Raw genomic sequence first — 16384 nt, 5'->3', positions numbered from 1 at the left:
GGTCCTGATCCCCGGTCTCTCGATATCAGAACGAGACAAGTCGGTGATGACTTATCTGCATCAGTCCCCAACCAACCAACTTTGATGCCCGCGATTCACAGCCAGGTTCTTTCGGTGGAAAGAATCTCAATTGACTCGAATCAAGATGGCGAGCCTAGCCGTTCTTTGGCGAGAACAAAACAGGAAAATAGCGGTCGGTCATTCCGGCAAGGCATCACCCCAGTCCAGTCGCCGCGCGGCCTTGAACGTCTCGCCATCGCGCTTGGTGAACAGTCGCTCGGCAGCACTCCCATCCCGTTGGCAAAGCTTCAGCAAGACCTTGCCGGAGCCCGACTTCGGCGGTGCGATCACTCGCGCTCGAGGCGGAGCGGCCGGATGGCGGGAAGCCGCGACAAAGATGAATTTCTCGTCCTCCCACGGCACCTCGGCATCCTTGGCCAGACGGTGCAGGCGCGAGCGGGCGACGCGGCGGGCGAAATGGCACCAGTCGGGAGCGACGAGCGGGCAGGGCGCCTCATGCGGGCAGGGCGCAAGCACGTGCGCCCCCGTATCGATCAGCTGCCGCCGCACGGCAAGAATACGCTGCCAGCCGGCCGGCGTGCCCGGCTCGACCACCAGCAGCGTGTCGGCGGTCAGCTGCCAGAGCCGGTCGACGAGTTTTGCCAGCGATGCCGGCGCGATCTCATCCAGCACATATGCTGAAGTCACCAGCTCGGCCGGCTCCAGATCGACCAGGTCGACGGTGACGTCGCCGGTCCGCCAGGCGGTCCTGGCCGTGATCGCATGCGCGGCAAGTGCTTCGCCGACCCTTCGCACGGCGGCGCCGGCCTCGAGCAGCACCGCCTGTTGGAGATCCGGCCAGAGATTCGTTGTGGCCCAAAGCACCGTGCCAGGGCCGGCGCCGACATCGAGCAGGGTTCTCGGAGCATAATCGGGCCGCGCCTCGCTTACCGCGTCGAGGCTGGCGCGGACGGCAGCATAGGTCGCCGGCAGCCGCGTTGCCAGATAGGCCTTCACCGCAATGTCTTCGGCCATGTGCAGGCGACCGTCGCGCAACTCTGCGCGGTAGCGGTCTGACAGGGTCTTTGCCGCTTGCTTAAGCACCGGCAACGGCACCTGTTCGAGAAGGCGGTCGACGCCTTGTCTAAGCGGGACGGGCAGTTCCATCGCTTAGGCAGTCCGAGGTGAGAGCAGAATAACCAAGGCGCCTACGATGCAGATCGCGGCACCGGCAAGATCCCAGCGGTCGGGGTGCACGCCTTCGGCCAGCCACAGCCAGGCCAGCGAGGCGGCAATGTAGATGCCGCCATAGGCGGCGTAGGCCCGGCCCGCCGCGCTCGTGTCGACCAGCGCCAGCAGACACGCGAATAGCACCAGCGAGACGAGACCGGGCGCCAACCACAGCGGCGATTTTTCCAGCCGCCACCATGCCCAGAACGAAAAGCAGCCGGCGATCTCGGCAAGTGCGGCAGCGACGTAGAGGAGGTAGGTCATAAAAAGGTCCCGCGTTGACGGGAGCCTTTTCAGCGTGCCAGCCGGCAATGGCAAGCGGCAATGGCGCGATCGCCGGCCGCCTACTCCGGATCCGCCACTTTGCGGCGACGAGCGGGCTTGGCCGCCGGAGCCTTTTCACGACGTCCAAGATCGCGCATCTCCAGCGCCTTCTCACAATTGGCCATGTAGTCGCGCGTCATCGGCAGCGTGTCGTTCTTCTTGGTAATCTGGATCTGGAAGATCACCAGATCCTGCCAGCGGAAGGCAGCTTCCGAGGCGGCAAGATAGAACTCCCACATACGGCAGAAGCGCTCGTCATAAATCGCCTTGGCCTTGTCGCGGTTGGCCGCGAAGCGTTCGCCCCAATGCTTCAGCGTCTCGGCATAATGCAGCCGCAGAACCTCGATGTCGGTGACGACGAGCCCCGATTTTTCGATGGCCGGCATCACTTCGGAGAGCGACGGAATATAGCCGCCCGGGAAGATGTATTTGCGGATGAAGGCGCTGGTCGCCCACGGCACGCCGGAGCGGCCGATCGTATGCAGCAGCATGACGCCGTCCGGCTTCAGCAGCGTCGCCGACTTGTCGAAGAAGGTGCGGAAATGATTGACGCCGACATGCTCGAACATGCCGACCGAGACGATGCGATCGAAACGTTCATTGAGTTCGCGATAGTCCTTGATGTCGAAATGAACCCGGTTTTGCAGGCCTTGCGCATGGGCGCGGTCGGTGGCGACGCCGTGCTGCTCGGTCGACAGCGTCACGCCCTGTACGTCGACGTCGAACGCCTTGGCGAGATAAAGCCCAAGCCCACCCCAGCCGGAGCCGATATCGAGCACCGTCTGGCCGGCCCTCAGCCTGAGCTTGGCGGCAATATGGCGCTTCTTGGCCGCTTGTGCCTCGTCGAGGGTCATATCCGGCTGCTCGAAATAAGCGCAGGAATATTGCATGTCCTCATCGAGGAAGAGGCGGTAGAGGTCGCCCGACAGATCGTAATGGCGCTGCACGTTGCGGCGCGCCCGCGACGCCGTGTTGATCTGCTGCAGGCGCCGGAAGGCGTGGCGCAGACCTTCGATCGCTTTCGACCAGGTGGCATCGATACCGCCGCTGCCCATGTTCTGGAACGCAATGCGCATCACCCCCAGCACGCCGCCCTCGAGAATGTCGAGTTCACCGTCCATGTAGGCTTCCGGCACCGCCAGCATCGGATCGAAAGTGATGGCGCGCTCGGCATGCCTTGTCTTGATATGCATGTGCACCGGCTCGCCGCTGCCGTCACCGAAAGTCACCATCGAGCCTTGCGGCCCTGTCACCTTGAGATTGCCTGTGCGGACCAGGCGGTCGAGAATGCGTTTCAGCAGAATATTCATGACCAAATGTCCCCTCTCGGTCAGACAGGCTGTCTTATTCTGCATCAAGATATAGGGGTTCGAAAAGTTCCATTTGGCATAAAAATGCCCGGGTACGAGGCCCGGGCATTGGTCCAGAATAGCGATTAGCCGGCGAATGCCGACGAATGACGATCAGCCGTTGTCTTCGCCGCCCTCGAACTCCGCATTCGGATCGAAGAAGTTTTCCGGCCGCGCATTATCGTTGATGTCCTCGCCGTAGATGGCTTCGGCGGTTGTCAGCGTTTCGCCCTTGGCCTGGCGCTCGGCTTCGTCGGCCGTGCGGGCAATGTTGAGCGTGATGGTAACCTCGACCTCCGGATGCAGCGCGATCGCCACATTGGTGACGCCAATGGTCTTGATCGGCTGGTTGAGCAGGATCTGGTTGCGGTTGACCGAAAAACCTTCCGCCGTCACCAGCTCGGCGATGTCGCGTGTCGAGACCGAACCATAAAGCTGACCGGTCTCGCCGGCCGAGCGCACGGCGATGAAGCTCTTGCCGTCGAGCTTTTCTGCAATCTGCGCGGCCTCGGACTTGCGCTCCAGGTTGCGGGCTTCCAGTTGCGCCCGCTGTCCCTCGAACTTCTTCTTGTTAGCTTCGTTGGCGCGCAGCGCCTTGCCCTGCGGCAACAGGAAATTGCGGGCGAATCCGTCCTTGACCTTGACGGTGTCGCCCATCTGGCCGAGGCGGGAAACGCGTTCGAGAAGAATGACTTCCATGGTTTTGTTCCTTCGCTTGGGCGCTATCCTCAGGATCGGCGCCGAGTTGTCTGGAACAGGTCAGGAAGCTGGGCGTCGCCGCCTGTGTCGCTGTCCTGCCTGTCGCGGCAGTTAGGATCTCTTGTCGAAATCCAACCCGGGATTTGGTGTTCGATCCGGCTACGCCCGTCGTGGCCGGTGACAAAAAGCGGGCGGCGAACCGCCCGCGTAGATTTAGCGGACCACGTAAGGCAGCAGGCCGAGGAAGCGGGCACGCTTGATCGCCTTGGCGAGTTCGCGCTGCTTCTTCTGGCTGACGGCGGTGATGCGCGATGGCACGATCTTGCCGCGCTCCGAAATGTAGCGCTGCAGAAGCCGCACGTCCTTGTAGTCGATCTTCGGCGCGTTGGCGCCAGAGAACGGGCAAGTCTTGCGGCGGCGGTGGAAGGGGCGCCGGGTTGGGATCTGATTGATGTCGACCATTATTCTGCCGCTCCTTCAAAGCCTTCGCGCGGACGGCGCGGGCCACGATCGGCACCGCCATCGCCGAAGCTGCGCGGCGGACGATCACTGCGGTCACCGCGATCGCGGTCGCCGAATGAGCGCGGGCCACGGTCGCGGTCGCCGAAGCCGCCGCGTTCCGACCGCTCTTCGCGCTTCTGCATCATTGCCGACGGACCTTCCTCATGCGCATCGACCTTGATGGTCAGGAAACGCAGTACGTCCTCGGACAGACCCATCTGGCGCTCCATTTCGTTGAGCGCGGCCGGGGGGCAGGTGATGTCCATGAGTGTATAATATGCCTTCCGGTTCTTGTTGACCCGGTAGGTGAGGGACTTCAGTCCCCAGTTCTCGACCCGGCCGACGGACCCGCCATTCGCGGTGATGACGCCCTTGTACTGTTCGACAAGCGCATCGACCTGCTGCTGCGAGAGGTCCTGCCGAGCAAGAAACACATGTTCGTATAGAGCCATAGTGTTCGTGCCTTTCTTCGTTTCTCTCCCGGTTCCCGGCGGCAAAAGCCTCTGCAACTTCTCTGACCCGCAATCCTTGCGAAGGCGGGGAAGAAAGGAGCATGACGAGACGGTCGAGAGCGGAGACACGGGAGGCGGAAGCGCTTCTGGCTTCACGCGAAGGTTTCGAAAAACCTCCGGCCCTCCGTTCAGCCCCCAGCAAGGACCGGCAGATTGCGGGCGTCTATACAGGAATTTGGCTGCAAGGCAAGGGCAAACGGCCGACGTGTCGTAAGCAGATGAGTTGTCCGGATTAGGTAGCACATGAGTTGTCCGGTTTTATCGCCAGCCAAAGGGAGGCTGGGGCCGCGGTTAAGGTCAGGCAATACCCTGATGGGACGCTCGCCGTCTTCCACGGGCCCCGCCGCATCGCCCGATACACGCCCGACGGCGCCATAATCCAAGAAACCTGCCGCACGGGGCAAGCCGCGTGAACCGCTTCGACGCAAAACTGAAGCGGACTACCAAACCGGACAACTTGATTTGCTACCGACAGGGCAAACGGCCGACGTGTCGTAAGCAGATGAGTTGCACGCGAGTTGTCCGGTTTTATTGGGCTGCTGGCCTCATTCGCAAGGTCTTACGCATTTCCTGCCCGGACCCAAGAATGTTTTCCTCGCCTGACAAAACAAACCGGATGCCCTGTTCGTATAATCGCGGGAGACGATCGAGGTAACGCCAACAAATCGAACAGCTCTACGCAGTCGGCAGTCAGCTGCAACAATTCCCGTCTCTCGACGACACGATCGGAGTTCGCGCATCACGCTGCAACTTCAGCTGCCTCAGCTCGTGTGCGCAGCCACTTTGCCTGTGGTTTCGGGGAAGAAATCGGGCGCCGCATGGCGCTTGCCGAACATCATGTCGTATTGCAGCAGACGGAAGTCGCGGATTGCCGGGTCGATCTCTTTCTTACGCGACCAATCGGGGGTGGCGTCGCCTCCCGGTGCCAACAGCAAATTACGGTCGATGACGCGGTAGCGCTCTCGCAACTGGCCGAGGAAGCCGGTGTAATACGGATGGCTGATGCCGGCCGTTTTCAGGATATGGTAGGGCAGGAAGGCCGGGCTGACGACGCCCAGATCCTCGGCCGGGCCGCTGCGGTTCGACCAGACGATCAATGGCGTCTGGTGGTGCTGCAGCATCTGGTCGGCCGCCTCCTTGCGCGGCGCGACATTGTCCTTCAGGAAACCGGTCTCGACGTAGACCGGCCCAAGCGGCGGCAGGTGATCGCCGAAGAATGCGATGACGGTCGGCCGCTCGCGTTTCTTCGCCCATTCGATCAGCCGCTCGAGGCCGCGGTCCGCATCGGAAGAGCCTTCGGCGTAGCTCAACAGCGATTCACGTGCCCATTGGCTGATCGGCGCCTGCACCTTGTGGGTCGGATTGATATAGCGATACGGCTCATACGGCCCGTGGTTCTGCAGGCTGACGGCGAAAAAGAAGACCGGCTCGGCGCTGGTATCGGCTTCGCGGATGATCTCGTCGGTCATCGCTGCGTCCGACGCGAGCGGTCCGCGCTTCTGCATGGGCGGCAACGTCTCCTCGGACTTGAAGTCGTTGAAGCCGAAATCGGCATAGACGGCCCCCCGATTCCAGAACCAGTTGGTGCCGGGATGGATGGCGCGCGCCCGGTAGCCCTGACTTTTCAGGAAGGTCGCCAGCGAGGGAGTCGGTGTCCGCACATATTGCTGGTAGGGAATGCTGCCCGCCGGCAGGAAGGCGTTGGAAAAGCCGGTCAGGGCCTCGAACTCGATGTTGGCCGTCATGCCGCCGAACTCGGGCGAGAACATGTAGCCCGTGCGCAGTGCCCGCACATTGGGGATAGGGTCGGGTGTGATGGTGACGCCGGGCAGCTTGGTCGGATCCCAGAAGGATTCGCTCATCACGACGATGATGTCGGGCTTCTCGGCAGGTACCGAGGCGATCACCTGCGGTTTGCCGATCGCTTCGATCGCCTTGTCGGAATAGCCGGGCGGCGCCGAGACATGCGCCATCGGGACGTTCAGCGCGAAGGCGAGCGCAAAACCGTTCGAGGCATAGTTTTCCTTCTGGTCCCACATAATCGGGATGATCTGCAGCCGGTCGCGCGTCCACGAGAAGGTGGCATAGTCCATGATGGAGACGAAGAAAGCGATCAGCGGCACCGTCAGCGTCAGCCGGGCAAGGCGGCCCTTGTGGCTGAGCGCCGGAACGCGGCGGCGCCATAACCGCCAGCCATAGACGAGCAGCGACAGCCCGCCGACGATGCCGATCGCCAGGGCAATGGCGGTTCCTGGGCGGTCGCGGACCAGGAGCGGCATCAGTGCCACGATCTGCCGGGAATAGAGGAAATCGGTCGGATAGAGCGGATCGCCGAGATAGAGCGACTTCTGGTGGCCGACGAACGCCAGCGACAATGTCAGCGGCGCGACGATCATCAGGCTCTGATGGCTGCGGCCGAGCACGGCGTCGAGGCCGATGAGGATCAGCGCAAAAATGATGATCGTGGTCCAGCCGGGTTTGAAAGGCTGCAGAAAGAAATCAATGGTGCCGGCAAAGTTGCCGCGCACGATCAGTTCGATGGCAAACACCAGGATGGCCGCAGCCAGCAAGCTGATAAGGCCATAGCGGATGACAGGCCATCTGCGCGCCGGCAGATAGCCAGTCGACGGATCGCCTTCAAGAAACTGTGGCGCCGCCTCGGCTGCGCTCTGCTTGGTCTTTGCCACTTCAATAGTTCCCCGGCCCGCAACAAAGGCGTCACTCGATTGTCATCGAACTGTCACGCAAAGCCTAGCGCCTGCGGCGGAAATAAGAAGAGCCAACAAACAAATCGTGAGCGGTTTTCATCATGAGTGATCGCCAAAAAGCCTGCCGAAACAGGCACTCGGCCGACGCTGAGCGGTCAAGGTTGGACTTGACTTGGGCGCACGCCTTGCGTCACAGGCAGCGAGAACCAGCAGCTGGGAGCCGACCATGGCCATCGCATTCACCTTTCCGGGGCAGGGCAGCCAGGCCGTCGGCATGGGCAAGGACCTCGCCGATACTTTTGTGGAATCGCGGCGGATCTTCGAGGAAGTCGACGACGCGCTCGGTGAAAAACTATCGCAGCTGATCTGGGAAGGCCCGGAAGAGACGCTGACGCTGACCGCCAATGCTCAGCCGGCGCTGATGGCGGTGTCACTCGCCGCAGTCCGGGCGCTGGAGGCGCGCGGCTTCTCCCTGAACGGCAAGGTCACCTATGTCGCCGGCCATTCGCTCGGTGAATATTCGGCACTTGCGGCCGCTGGTTTCGTTTCGGTCGCCGACGCCGCCCGGCTGTTGCGTATCCGCGGCAATGCCATGCAGGCGGCTGTACCGGCCGGCGAGGGCGCCATGGCGGCGATCATCGGGTTGGAACAGGCCGACGTCGAGGCCGCTTGCGCAGAGGCCGCCCAAGGCACCGCCAAAGATCCTGCGCAAGCCTTGGTTTGCCAGATCGCCAACGACAATGGCGGCGGCCAGCTGGTGATCTCCGGCGCCAGGCCGGCGGTCGAACTGGCGGCAAAGCTATGCACGGAGAAGGGCGCCAAGCGGGCGCTGATGCTGCAGGTCTCGGCGCCCTTCCATTCGGCATTGATGAAGCCTGCGGCCGAGATCATGCGGGAGGCGCTGGCCGCCGTGACGAAGCGTGCGCCGGTCGTGCCGCTGGTCTCGAATGTTACGGTGACCCCGACGAGCGATCCTGACGAGATTGCCCGCCGCCTCGTCGAACAGGTGATCGGGCGCGTGCGCTGGCGCGAAACGGTGGAGTGGTTCGGCAGCAACGGCGTTGCGACGCTTTACGAAGTGGGCGCCGGCAAGGTGCTGTCGGGGCTGGCCCGCCGCATCAACCGCGATATTGCCACCACTGCCATCGGATCCGCGGCGGATGTCGAGGCGGCGCTGGCGGCGCTTGCATAATCAACTGGCGATTTGACACCGCTCCATGCAAAGGGTGTTCGCTCAGATCAGGAGGCAAGAATGTTCGAATTGACCGGCCGCAAGGCGCTCGTCACCGGCGCATCGGGAGGTATCGGCGAGGCGATCGCCCGTGTGCTGCACGGCCAGGGCGCCATCGTCGGCCTGCATGGTACACGTATCGAGAAATTGGAGGCGCTGGCCGCCGAACTGGGCGACCGGGTCAAGCTTTTCCCGGCCAATCTTTCCAACCGCGACGACGTCAAGGCGCTCGGCCAGAAGGCGGAGGCCGACCTCGAAGGCGTCGACATCCTCGTCAACAATGCCGGCATCACCAAGGACGGGTTGTTCGTGCGCATGGCTGACGCCGACTGGGATAGCGTGCTCGAGGTCAACCTGACCGCCGTGTTCCGGCTGACCCGCGAGCTTACCCATCCGATGATGCGGCGCCGCCATGGCCGCATCATCAACATCACTTCAGTGGTTGGCGTCACCGGCAATCCCGGCCAGACCAATTACTGCGCCTCCAAAGCCGGTATGATCGGCTTTTCCAAATCGCTGGCGCAGGAGATCGCCACCCGCAATATTACCGTCAACTGCGTCGCCCCGGGCTTCATCGAATCGGCGATGACCGCCAAGCTCAACGACAAGCAGAAAGAGGCGATCATGGCGGCGATCCCGACCCGGCGCATGGGCACGGGCGCCGAAGTCGCCTCTGCCGTCGCCTACCTCGCTTCCAACGAGGCAGCCTACGTCACCGGCCAGACCATTCATGTGAATGGCGGCATGGCAATGATCTAACACTTGGGAAAACGCTTCATTCCGTCTTGGATGCACGGGATTTTTCGTGTAATGCCGCCCGCAACCCGGCGGTTCGGGCAAAAACCGGTCCTGTTCCGCTGCGTTTCCGGCAGGACCATCTTTCAGCTTGATTAGCGGCATTCTGCCCGCTAACGAAGACAGACAACCAAAAGACGAGGATGCCCAAATGAGTGACACCGCAGAGCGCGTCAAGAAGATCGTCATCGAGCACCTTGGCGTCGATGCCGACAAGGTGACGGAGCAGGCGAGCTTCATCGATGATCTGGGCGCGGACAGCCTCGACACGGTTGAACTTGTCATGGCGTTCGAAGAAGAGTTCGGTGTCGAGATCCCGGACGACGCCGCCGAGACCATCCTGACTGTTGGCGATGCGGTGAAATACATCGACAAGGCCTCGGCCTGACGCTATTTGCAGTCATCACCGAGGAGGACCTGCGATGAGGCGTGTCGTCGTCACGGGCCTTGGGCTGCTTTCGCCGTTCGGCATGGGCTTCGAGCACAGCTGGAAGGAGCTTCTGACCGGCCGCAGCGCAGCCAAGCGCATCACCGAATTCGAGGTGGAAGACCTTGCCTGCAAGGTCGCCCACTCCATTCCGCGCGGTGACGGCTCCAACGCCACTTTCAATCCTGAAGCCGTTCTCGAGCCGAAGGAACTGCGCAAGATCGGCGATTTTATCCTGTACGGGATCGCGGCCGCCGACGAGGCACTCAAGGATTCCGGCTGGCAGCCGAAGACGCACGAGGAACAGTGCGCCACCGGCGTGCTGATCGGTTCGGGCATCGGCGGCATCGAAGGCATCGCCGAGAATGCGATGATCCTCAAGGAACGCGGCCCGCGCCGCATCAGCCCATTCTTCATCCCCGGCCAGATCATCAACCTCGTCTCCGGCCAGGTCTCGATCCGGCATGGGCTGAAAGGCCCAAACCACGCCGTCGTCACCGCTTGCTCGACCGGTGCGCACGCCATCGGCGACGCCGCTCGCCTGATCATTTGGGGCGATGCAGACGTTATGGTCGCAGGCGGCGCCGAAGCGCCGGTCACGAGACTGTCGATCGCCGGGTTCGCCGCTTGCCGCGCGCTCTCCACCGAGCGCAACGACGCGCCGCAAACGGCCTCGCGCCCCTATGATCGCGATCGCGACGGCTTCGTCATGGGCGAGGGCGCCGGTGTTGTCGTGCTCGAGGAACTCGAACACGCCAAGGCCCGCGGCGCCAAGATCTATGCCGAGGTCACCGGCTACGGTCTGACCGGCGACGCCTATCACATCACCGCGCCTGCCGAGGATGGCGACGGCGCTTTCCGTTGCATGACAGCGGCGCTAAACCGGGCGAAGCTGACGCCCGCAGATGTCGACTACATCAACGCGCACGGCACATCGACCATGGCCGACACGATCGAACTCGGCGCCGTCGAGCGGCTGGTCGGCAACGCCGCCTCTAAGATATCGATGTCGTCGACCAAATCGTCGATTGGCCACCTGCTGGGCGCGGCTGGTGCTGCCGAGGCGATCTTTTCGATCCTCGCCATTCGCGACAACATCGCGCCGCCGACCATCAATCTCGACAATCCGGAGCGCGAAACGGCGATCGACCTGGTGCCGCACAAGCCGCGAGCCCGGCAGATCGACGTGGCGCTGTCCAACTCCTTCGGCTTCGGTGGCACCAACGCCTCGCTCGTCTTCCAGCGCTACAATGGCTGACCGCTCTGCCGGTTTCCGTCTGCCGTCAATTTTGCCATATTCGCCCCTACTCTGCCCGAGGGGATTCGTCGCAAGATCAGATGGTAGGGCGCTATGAACACAAATCCGGCCGATAACGGGGAATTCGGGCAACGGCCAGCAACGTCCGGCCCGATCGTGCCGAAAACGGCCAGCGAGGCGTTGCGGCCCGAGGCCGGCACGCCGCCGCCGAAGCGCTCGCGTGCCTCGCGCAGCCAGTTCGTCGTGTTCATGAACTTCGTCATCTCTTCGGTGATGCTGATGGTTCTGGCGGCAGGCGTTGCGCTGTATTTCGGCAAGCAGGAGTTCAACGAGCCCGGCCCGTCGGCCAATGGGGACACTTTCCTGGTCAAGCCGAATAGCGGCGTCCAGGAGATCGCCGACCAGCTTGAGCGGCGAGGACTGATCAGCGACGCCCGCATTTTCCGCCTTGGCGTGCGCGCCTTCGGCAATGATTCCGCCCTGAAGGCCGGCGAATACGAGATCAAGCCGCAGGCGTCGATGCACGACATCATGGAACTGCTGAAGAGCGGCAAGTCGGTGATGTATTCGCTGACTATCCCCGAGGGGCTGACGGTGGAGCAGGCGCTGCAACGGATCGCCGAGCAGGACGCGCTGACCGGCGATATGCCGTCGACCACCCCACCTGAGGGCAGCCTCGCCACCGACACGCTGCGCTTCACCCGCGGCGCAACACGCCAGCAGATGGTCGACAAGCTTCTGGCCGACCAGAAGAAGCTGGTAGACGAGGTCTGGCAGCGCCGAGCGCCGGATCTGCCGATCGCCAATGTTGAGGATTTTGTCACCCTGGCCTCGATCGTCGAGAAGGAGACCGGCAAGGGCGATGAACGCTCGCGCGTAGCCGCCGTCTTCCTCAATCGGCTGGCCAAGGGTATGCGGCTGCAATCGGACCCGACCATCATCTACGGCCTCTTCGGCGGCAAGGGCAAACCCATCGATCGCCCGATCTATCAGTCGGACATCCAGAAGCCGACGCCCTACAACACCTATCTGATCAACGGTTTGCCGCCGACGCCGATCGCCAATCCCGGCCGTGCGGCGCTGGAGGCCGTCGCCAATCCGTCGAAGACCAGCGATCTCTACTTCGTCGCCGACGGCAGCGGCGGCCACGTCTTTGCCTCGACGCTCGATGAGCATAACGAGAATGTCGCTCGCTACCGGGCACTGCTGAAAAAGCAGGCGCAGGACGCCGCCAAGGCCGGGGCAACCAATACCGGAGCCGACACGCCGGCGGGAGCCATCGTTGACGATGCGGGCGCCACCGCCGCCCAGTAGGGCCGGACGCCATCAGGTTGGCCCTGTGCATGTCCGGGTGGATGTGCAAGGGCTGCTATGGCATTGAAATTCACATGATCCTGCCCGGAGAAAATCGCTCCGGCTTGAGGGCATTCGGCAAAGGGACGCACGGCTACATGAACTTGCAGAGCATGACCGGTTTTGCGCGCAGTGTCGCCGAACACGACGGCACTTCGATTGCCTGGGAAGCCAAGTCCGTCAACGGCAAAAGCGTCGAGGTCAGGTTGCGGCTGCCGCAAGGTTTCGACCGGCTGGAGCCGGCCGTCCGGCAGACGGTGCAAAAGCGTTTTGCGCGCGGCAATTTCCAGATGACGCTGACCATTGGCCGCGCCGCCGGCGCGCAAGCGCAACCCGTGGTCAACGAGGCTTTCCTGAAGGATCTGGCGGGCTTGGCCAAGCGGCTGCAGGAGCAGTTCGGAGTAGCCCCTGCGGCGGCCGACGGCCTGCTTGCGCTGCGCGGCGTCCTCGACATTCCCGAAACCATCGAAACCGAAGAGGCGCGCAGTGCGCTCGATACCGCGATACTGTCGGCGCTGGAAGCAGCACTGAACGGGCTGCAGCAGGCGCGCCAGGGCGAAGGTGCCGCACTTCGTGCCCTGCTGTCCGGCCATATCGATGCCATCGAGGCGCTGACGCTGCGGGCCGAGGCCGATCCATCACGCGAGCCGGCCACGATCCGCGAAAGGCTCGCCGAGCAGATCCGCTTGTTGATGGACGCGTCCGCCAATCTGGACGCCAGCCGGCTGCATATGGAAGCGGCGTTTCTGGCCACCAAGGCCGACATACGCGAGGAAATCGACAGGCTGAAGACGCACGTGGCGTCGGGGCGGGCGCTGCTCGCCGGCGGTGGCGCCATCGGCCGCAAGCTCGATTTCCTGGCACAGGAATTCAACCGCGAATCGAATACGCTGTGTTCCAAGTCGAATGCTGCCGCGGTCACCGCCATCGGGCTGGAGCTGAAGGCGGTCGTCGACCAGTTTCGCGAACAGGTCCAGAATCTGGAATGATCCCGATGCCAAGCCACATGACTGCCAAGCCCCATGACCGCTAGGGATTTGGGTTCCCGCATTCGGCGCCGCGGGCTGATGCTGGTCTTGTCGTCGCCCTCAGGCGCCGGCAAGTCGACGATTGCGCGCAATCTGCTGGAGAGCGATTCCAGTCTAGAATTGTCGGTCTCGGTCACCACGCGGCCACGCCGCGGCAGCGAGATAGAGGGCGTCCATTACCACTTCCGCACCATGCGCGAGTTCGAGCGGCTACGCGATTCCGATGCGCTGCTCGAATGGGCGGAGGTGCACGGCAATTGCTACGCGACCCCGCGCGAGCCGGCCGAACAGGCGCTGGCCGAAGGCCGCGACATGCTGTTCGACATCGACTGGCAAGGCGCTCAGCAGCTCAAGGAGAAGATGCGCGCCGACATCGTCTCGATCTTCATCCTGCCGCCATCGATGAAGGAATTGAAGGCGCGGCTGAAGCGTCGCGCCGAGGACCAGGAAGCGGTGATCGAGACGCGGCTCAAGAACGCCCGCAACGAGATCGAGCACTGGAAGGAGTATGATTTCGTCATCGTCAACGACGATCTCGACCGCGCTTTCGCCGAGGTGCGCGGCATCGTTACGGCCGAACGGCTCAGACGCGATCGCCGGCCGGGCCTGTTCGATTTCGTCTCGGGGCTGCTCGATGAGAAGACGGATTGATCAAGGCGCTGTCCCCGCGACCAGGATCAGATTGCGGCTGAGCGCGGCGTCGCGCAGTTCCAATGCCGCGGCATATTCGGCGGAGCGGTACCAACGCCGCGCCGTGTCCATGTCGGGGAATTCCACGATGATCAGCGGCCCGGGAGACCAGTCGCCTTCCAACCTTTCCACCTCGCCGCCGCGTACCAGATAGCGCCCGCCATGCTGGGCGATGGAGGCAGCCGCGCGGGCGCGGTAGGCTTCGATAGCCTCGGCGTCACGGATCGTGACGTCGGAAATGACATAGGCGGCCACTGTTGTCTCCGGGCAGGGTTTGTCCGGCTATCTATGCCATGAGAGCGGAAATTCAACGCGGACGCTTCCCGGCATCACACCGCGTTGGTCAGGCGAACGAATTCCTCGACGCTGAGCGTCTCCGCACGCCTGGTCGGATCAATGCCGGCGCGGGTGAGCAGTGCCTCGCCGCCGAGGCTTTTCACGCTCTGCCGCAGCATTTTCCGGCGCTGGCCGAATGCCGCTTCGGTGACGCGGCTAAGCCGTTTGACCTCTGCCGGCAAGGGGCTGGCGCGCGGCACTAGATGCACCACCGAGGACGTCACCTTGGGTGGCGGCGTGAACGCCTGGGGCGGCACGTCGAAGACAATCCTCGCCTCCGTCCGCCAGCCTGCAAGCACGCCGAGCCGGCCATAGGCCTCGCTGCCGGGGCTGGCTGCAATGCGTTCGGCGACCTCGCGCTGGAACATCAGCGTCATCGACGCGTAGAAAGGCGGCCACTCGGTCACGGTCAGCCAGCGGATCAGCAATTCGGTGCCGATATTATAAGGCAGGTTGGCAACGATTTTCACCGACCCGCCGCTTCCCGGTATTCCTTTGGCAAGCGCTGCAAAATCAGTTTTCAGCGCATCGCCGGCCACGATCTCGAGCCGACCCGGATAGTGGTTCGCGATCTCGGCCAAGGCCGCCAGGCAGCGCTCATCGCGCTCGATCGCGACGACCCGGCGGGCGCCGTTGAGGAGCAGGGCCCGAGTCAGCCCGCCCGGACCGGGACCGACCTCGATAACCGTAACGTTGCTCAGGTCGCCGGCGGTCCGCGCAATCTTGCTTGTCAGGTTAAGGTCGAGCAGAAAATTCTGGCCGAGTGCCTTTTTCGCCTGCAGCCCATAGCGCTCGATCACCTCGCGCAGTGCCGGCAGGCCGTCTATGCTCATCGGGTTGGGCTCATCGGGCTGGGCTCATCGGGCTGGGCTCGTCGGGTTAAGGCCATCGAATTGGGCTCATTGGGCCCAGTGGCCTACGGCCTTTTCCCGGTATCGGCAAGCAGGCGAGCGAGTTTCAGCGCCGCAATCAGGCTGTCGGCACGGGCAATGCCCTTGCCGGCGATGTCGAAGGCGGTGCCGTGGTCGGGCGAGGTGCGGATGAAGGGCAGGCCGAGCGTGACGTTGACTGCCTCGTCAAACGCCAGCGCCTTGGCGGGGATCAGCGCCTGGTCATGATACATGCAGAGCACCACGTCATAGCCGGCGCGGGCGCGAGCGTGAAACAGGGTGTCGGCCGGCAATGGCCCGAAGGCTTCTATTCCTTCCTGCCTCAGCCTGTCGATCGCCGGGCGCACGATCCGCTCGTCTTCGGTGCCTATCGCGCCGCCTTCGCCGGCATGAGGGTTGAGGCCGGCGATGGCGAGCCGCGGCTTGGCAATTCCGAAGCGGTTTGCAAGGTCGGCGGCGGTAATGCGGCCGGTGGCGACGATCAGGTCGGTCGTCAGCGCCTTCGGCACCTCGGCCAGTGCGATGTGAATGGTGACCGGTACGGTGCGCAGGTCCGGACCGGCAAGCAGCATCACCGGCGTCACTTCGGTGCCGGTGTGAAGTGATGCCAGATGCGCCAGATATTCGGTGTGGCCGGGAAAGCGAAAGCCGGCATCGTAGAGCGGCTTCTTGGCAATCGGGCAGGTGACGACCGCGGCAGCGCGGCCGGCCAGGCAGTCGGCAACGGCGCGGTCGATCGCCTCGATGATTCCGGCGGCGTTGGCTGGATCCGGGCGGCCGGGACTGTCGACGAAACGGGCGGAAAGCGCCACCACCGGCAGCGCGCGCGAAAACACACTAGGCGCTAGCGCCGGCGTCGTCTCGGCAATCGCGATATCGGTGCCGAGCCCGTGCGCCCGCGCGGCAATCAGCGCCGGATCGGCAAGGAGATAAAAAAACGGAACGCCGGCGCTGTCGCGGGCCTGCCAAGCGGCGATGGCGATGTCCGGCCCCACACCGGACGGATCGCCGACGCTCAACGCCAGCGGAAGCTCTGTCTCAGGCACGGCGATG

The 16384-nt window shown here is 63.3% G+C and carries 17 protein-coding genes; 7 read left to right on the top strand and 10 right to left on the bottom strand.

Annotated features, from left to right (window positions below):
• Positions 1-198 precede the first annotated feature (198 nt).
• The 7 genes from NKH17_RS22380 to NKH17_RS22350 all read right to left on the bottom strand — a co-directional run bounded on the left by NKH17_RS22380 (position 199) and on the right by NKH17_RS22350 (position 7302).
• Entirely contained in the window at positions 199-1167 is a 969-nt protein-coding gene (locus NKH17_RS22380) for a small ribosomal subunit Rsm22 family protein (protein ID WP_352896867.1), read from the bottom strand.
• 3 nt (positions 1168-1170) lie between these two features.
• Positions 1171-1494: a YnfA family protein gene (locus tag NKH17_RS22375; protein WP_352479229.1), complete on the bottom strand. Its 324-nt coding sequence runs from the start codon at positions 1492-1494 to the stop codon at positions 1171-1173.
• An 80-nt stretch (positions 1495-1574) separates the two neighbouring features.
• Positions 1575-2864, bottom strand: coding sequence for a cyclopropane fatty acid synthase (locus tag NKH17_RS22370; RefSeq protein WP_352479230.1), 1290 nt, complete (start codon positions 2862-2864; stop codon positions 1575-1577).
• 153 nt (positions 2865-3017) lie between these two features.
• Positions 3018-3602, bottom strand: a complete 585-nt coding sequence (gene rplI, locus NKH17_RS22365; RefSeq protein ID WP_254820243.1) for a 50S ribosomal protein L9 — start codon at positions 3600-3602, stop codon at positions 3018-3020.
• 213 nt (positions 3603-3815) lie between these two features.
• Positions 3816-4064, bottom strand: a complete 249-nt coding sequence (gene rpsR, locus NKH17_RS22360; protein ID WP_006203718.1) for a 30S ribosomal protein S18 — start codon at positions 4062-4064, stop codon at positions 3816-3818.
• Positions 4064-4555: a 30S ribosomal protein S6 gene (gene rpsF, locus NKH17_RS22355; RefSeq protein ID WP_352479231.1), complete on the bottom strand. Its 492-nt coding sequence runs from the start codon at positions 4553-4555 to the stop codon at positions 4064-4066. The genes rpsR and rpsF overlap by 1 nt, the downstream gene beginning before the upstream one ends.
• A gap of 821 nt (positions 4556-5376) precedes the next feature.
• Entirely contained in the window at positions 5377-7302 is a 1926-nt protein-coding gene (locus tag NKH17_RS22350; protein ID WP_352479232.1) for an LTA synthase family protein, read from the bottom strand.
• A gap of 247 nt (positions 7303-7549) precedes the next feature.
• Between NKH17_RS22350 and fabD the strand changes: the two genes are divergently transcribed.
• The 7 genes from fabD to gmk all read left to right on the top strand — a co-directional run bounded on the left by fabD (position 7550) and on the right by gmk (position 14066).
• Positions 7550-8515, top strand: coding sequence for an ACP S-malonyltransferase (gene fabD, locus NKH17_RS22345; protein ID WP_352479233.1), 966 nt, complete (start codon positions 7550-7552; stop codon positions 8513-8515).
• A gap of 60 nt (positions 8516-8575) precedes the next feature.
• Positions 8576-9313, top strand: coding sequence for a 3-oxoacyl-[acyl-carrier-protein] reductase (gene fabG, locus NKH17_RS22340; RefSeq protein WP_352453223.1), 738 nt, complete (start codon positions 8576-8578; stop codon positions 9311-9313).
• A 187-nt stretch (positions 9314-9500) separates the two neighbouring features.
• Positions 9501-9737, top strand: coding sequence for an acyl carrier protein (locus NKH17_RS22335; protein WP_006203723.1), 237 nt, complete (start codon positions 9501-9503; stop codon positions 9735-9737).
• Positions 9738-9771: 34 nt separating this feature from the next.
• The gene (gene fabF, locus NKH17_RS22330; protein ID WP_352479234.1) at positions 9772-11034 is read left to right on the top strand and encodes a beta-ketoacyl-ACP synthase II; all 1263 of its coding nucleotides are present in this window, start codon (positions 9772-9774) and stop codon (positions 11032-11034) included.
• A 93-nt stretch (positions 11035-11127) separates the two neighbouring features.
• Complete coding sequence (mltG, locus tag NKH17_RS22325; protein ID WP_352479235.1) at positions 11128-12348, top strand: endolytic transglycosylase MltG; 1221 nt, start codon at positions 11128-11130, stop codon at positions 12346-12348.
• A gap of 137 nt (positions 12349-12485) precedes the next feature.
• Positions 12486-13376 (top strand): YicC/YloC family endoribonuclease, encoded by an 891-nt coding sequence (locus tag NKH17_RS22320; RefSeq protein ID WP_352479325.1) that lies wholly within the window; start codon positions 12486-12488, stop codon positions 13374-13376.
• 33 nt (positions 13377-13409) lie between these two features.
• Positions 13410-14066 carry a guanylate kinase gene (gmk, locus tag NKH17_RS22315; RefSeq protein WP_254820312.1) on the top strand — a complete coding sequence of 219 codons (657 nt, stop codon included), beginning with the start codon at positions 13410-13412 and terminating at the stop codon, positions 14064-14066.
• Here the strand turns inward: gmk and NKH17_RS22310 are convergent, their stop codons facing one another.
• The 3 genes from NKH17_RS22310 to pdxA form a co-directional block, all read right to left on the bottom strand.
• Positions 14067-14360 (bottom strand): DUF1330 domain-containing protein, encoded by a 294-nt coding sequence (locus NKH17_RS22310; RefSeq protein ID WP_352479236.1) that lies wholly within the window; start codon positions 14358-14360, stop codon positions 14067-14069.
• Positions 14361-14434: 74 nt separating this feature from the next.
• The gene (rsmA, locus tag NKH17_RS22305) at positions 14435-15274 is read right to left on the bottom strand and encodes a 16S rRNA (adenine(1518)-N(6)/adenine(1519)-N(6))-dimethyltransferase RsmA (protein WP_352479237.1); all 840 of its coding nucleotides are present in this window, start codon (positions 15272-15274) and stop codon (positions 14435-14437) included.
• Between the two features lie 83 nt (positions 15275-15357).
• Positions 15358-16377 carry a 4-hydroxythreonine-4-phosphate dehydrogenase PdxA gene (gene pdxA, locus NKH17_RS22300; RefSeq protein WP_352479238.1) on the bottom strand — a complete coding sequence of 340 codons (1020 nt, stop codon included), beginning with the start codon at positions 16375-16377 and terminating at the stop codon, positions 15358-15360.
• Positions 16378-16384: the final 7 nt, after the last annotated feature.

Source organism: Mesorhizobium sp. M1334, assembly GCF_040317995.1.
In the GTDB taxonomy this organism is placed as follows: Bacteria; Pseudomonadota; Alphaproteobacteria; order Rhizobiales; family Rhizobiaceae; genus Mesorhizobium.
The sequence above is the reverse complement of the archived record's forward strand: the minus strand, read 5'-3'. Positions and strand labels throughout refer to the sequence as shown.

Coding starts and splice junctions, on each gene's coding strand:
- NKH17_RS22370 (WP_352479230.1), bottom strand. CDS start 2,864: ATGAATATTCTGCTGAAACGCATTCTCGACCGCCTGGTCCGCACAGGC.
- fabG (WP_352453223.1), top strand. CDS start 8,576: ATGTTCGAATTGACCGGCCGCAAGGCGCTCGTCACCGGCGCATCGGGA.
- fabD (WP_352479233.1), top strand. CDS start 7,550: ATGGCCATCGCATTCACCTTTCCGGGGCAGGGCAGCCAGGCCGTCGGC.
- NKH17_RS22375 (WP_352479229.1), bottom strand. CDS start 1,494: ATGACCTACCTCCTCTACGTCGCTGCCGCACTTGCCGAGATCGCCGGC.
- rplI (WP_254820243.1), bottom strand. CDS start 3,602: ATGGAAGTCATTCTTCTCGAACGCGTTTCCCGCCTCGGCCAGATGGGC.
- mltG (WP_352479235.1), top strand. CDS start 11,128: ATGAACACAAATCCGGCCGATAACGGGGAATTCGGGCAACGGCCAGCA.
- fabF (WP_352479234.1), top strand. CDS start 9,772: ATGAGGCGTGTCGTCGTCACGGGCCTTGGGCTGCTTTCGCCGTTCGGC.
- rsmA (WP_352479237.1), bottom strand. CDS start 15,274: ATGAGCATAGACGGCCTGCCGGCACTGCGCGAGGTGATCGAGCGCTAT.
- rpsF (WP_352479231.1), bottom strand. CDS start 4,555: ATGGCTCTATACGAACATGTGTTTCTTGCTCGGCAGGACCTCTCGCAG.
- rpsR (WP_006203718.1), bottom strand. CDS start 4,064: ATGGTCGACATCAATCAGATCCCAACCCGGCGCCCCTTCCACCGCCGC.
- NKH17_RS22320 (WP_352479325.1), top strand. CDS start 12,486: ATGAACTTGCAGAGCATGACCGGTTTTGCGCGCAGTGTCGCCGAACAC.
- gmk (WP_254820312.1), top strand. CDS start 13,410: ATGACCGCTAGGGATTTGGGTTCCCGCATTCGGCGCCGCGGGCTGATG.
- NKH17_RS22380 (WP_352896867.1), bottom strand. CDS start 1,167: ATGGAACTGCCCGTCCCGCTTAGACAAGGCGTCGACCGCCTTCTCGAA.
- NKH17_RS22335 (WP_006203723.1), top strand. CDS start 9,501: ATGAGTGACACCGCAGAGCGCGTCAAGAAGATCGTCATCGAGCACCTT.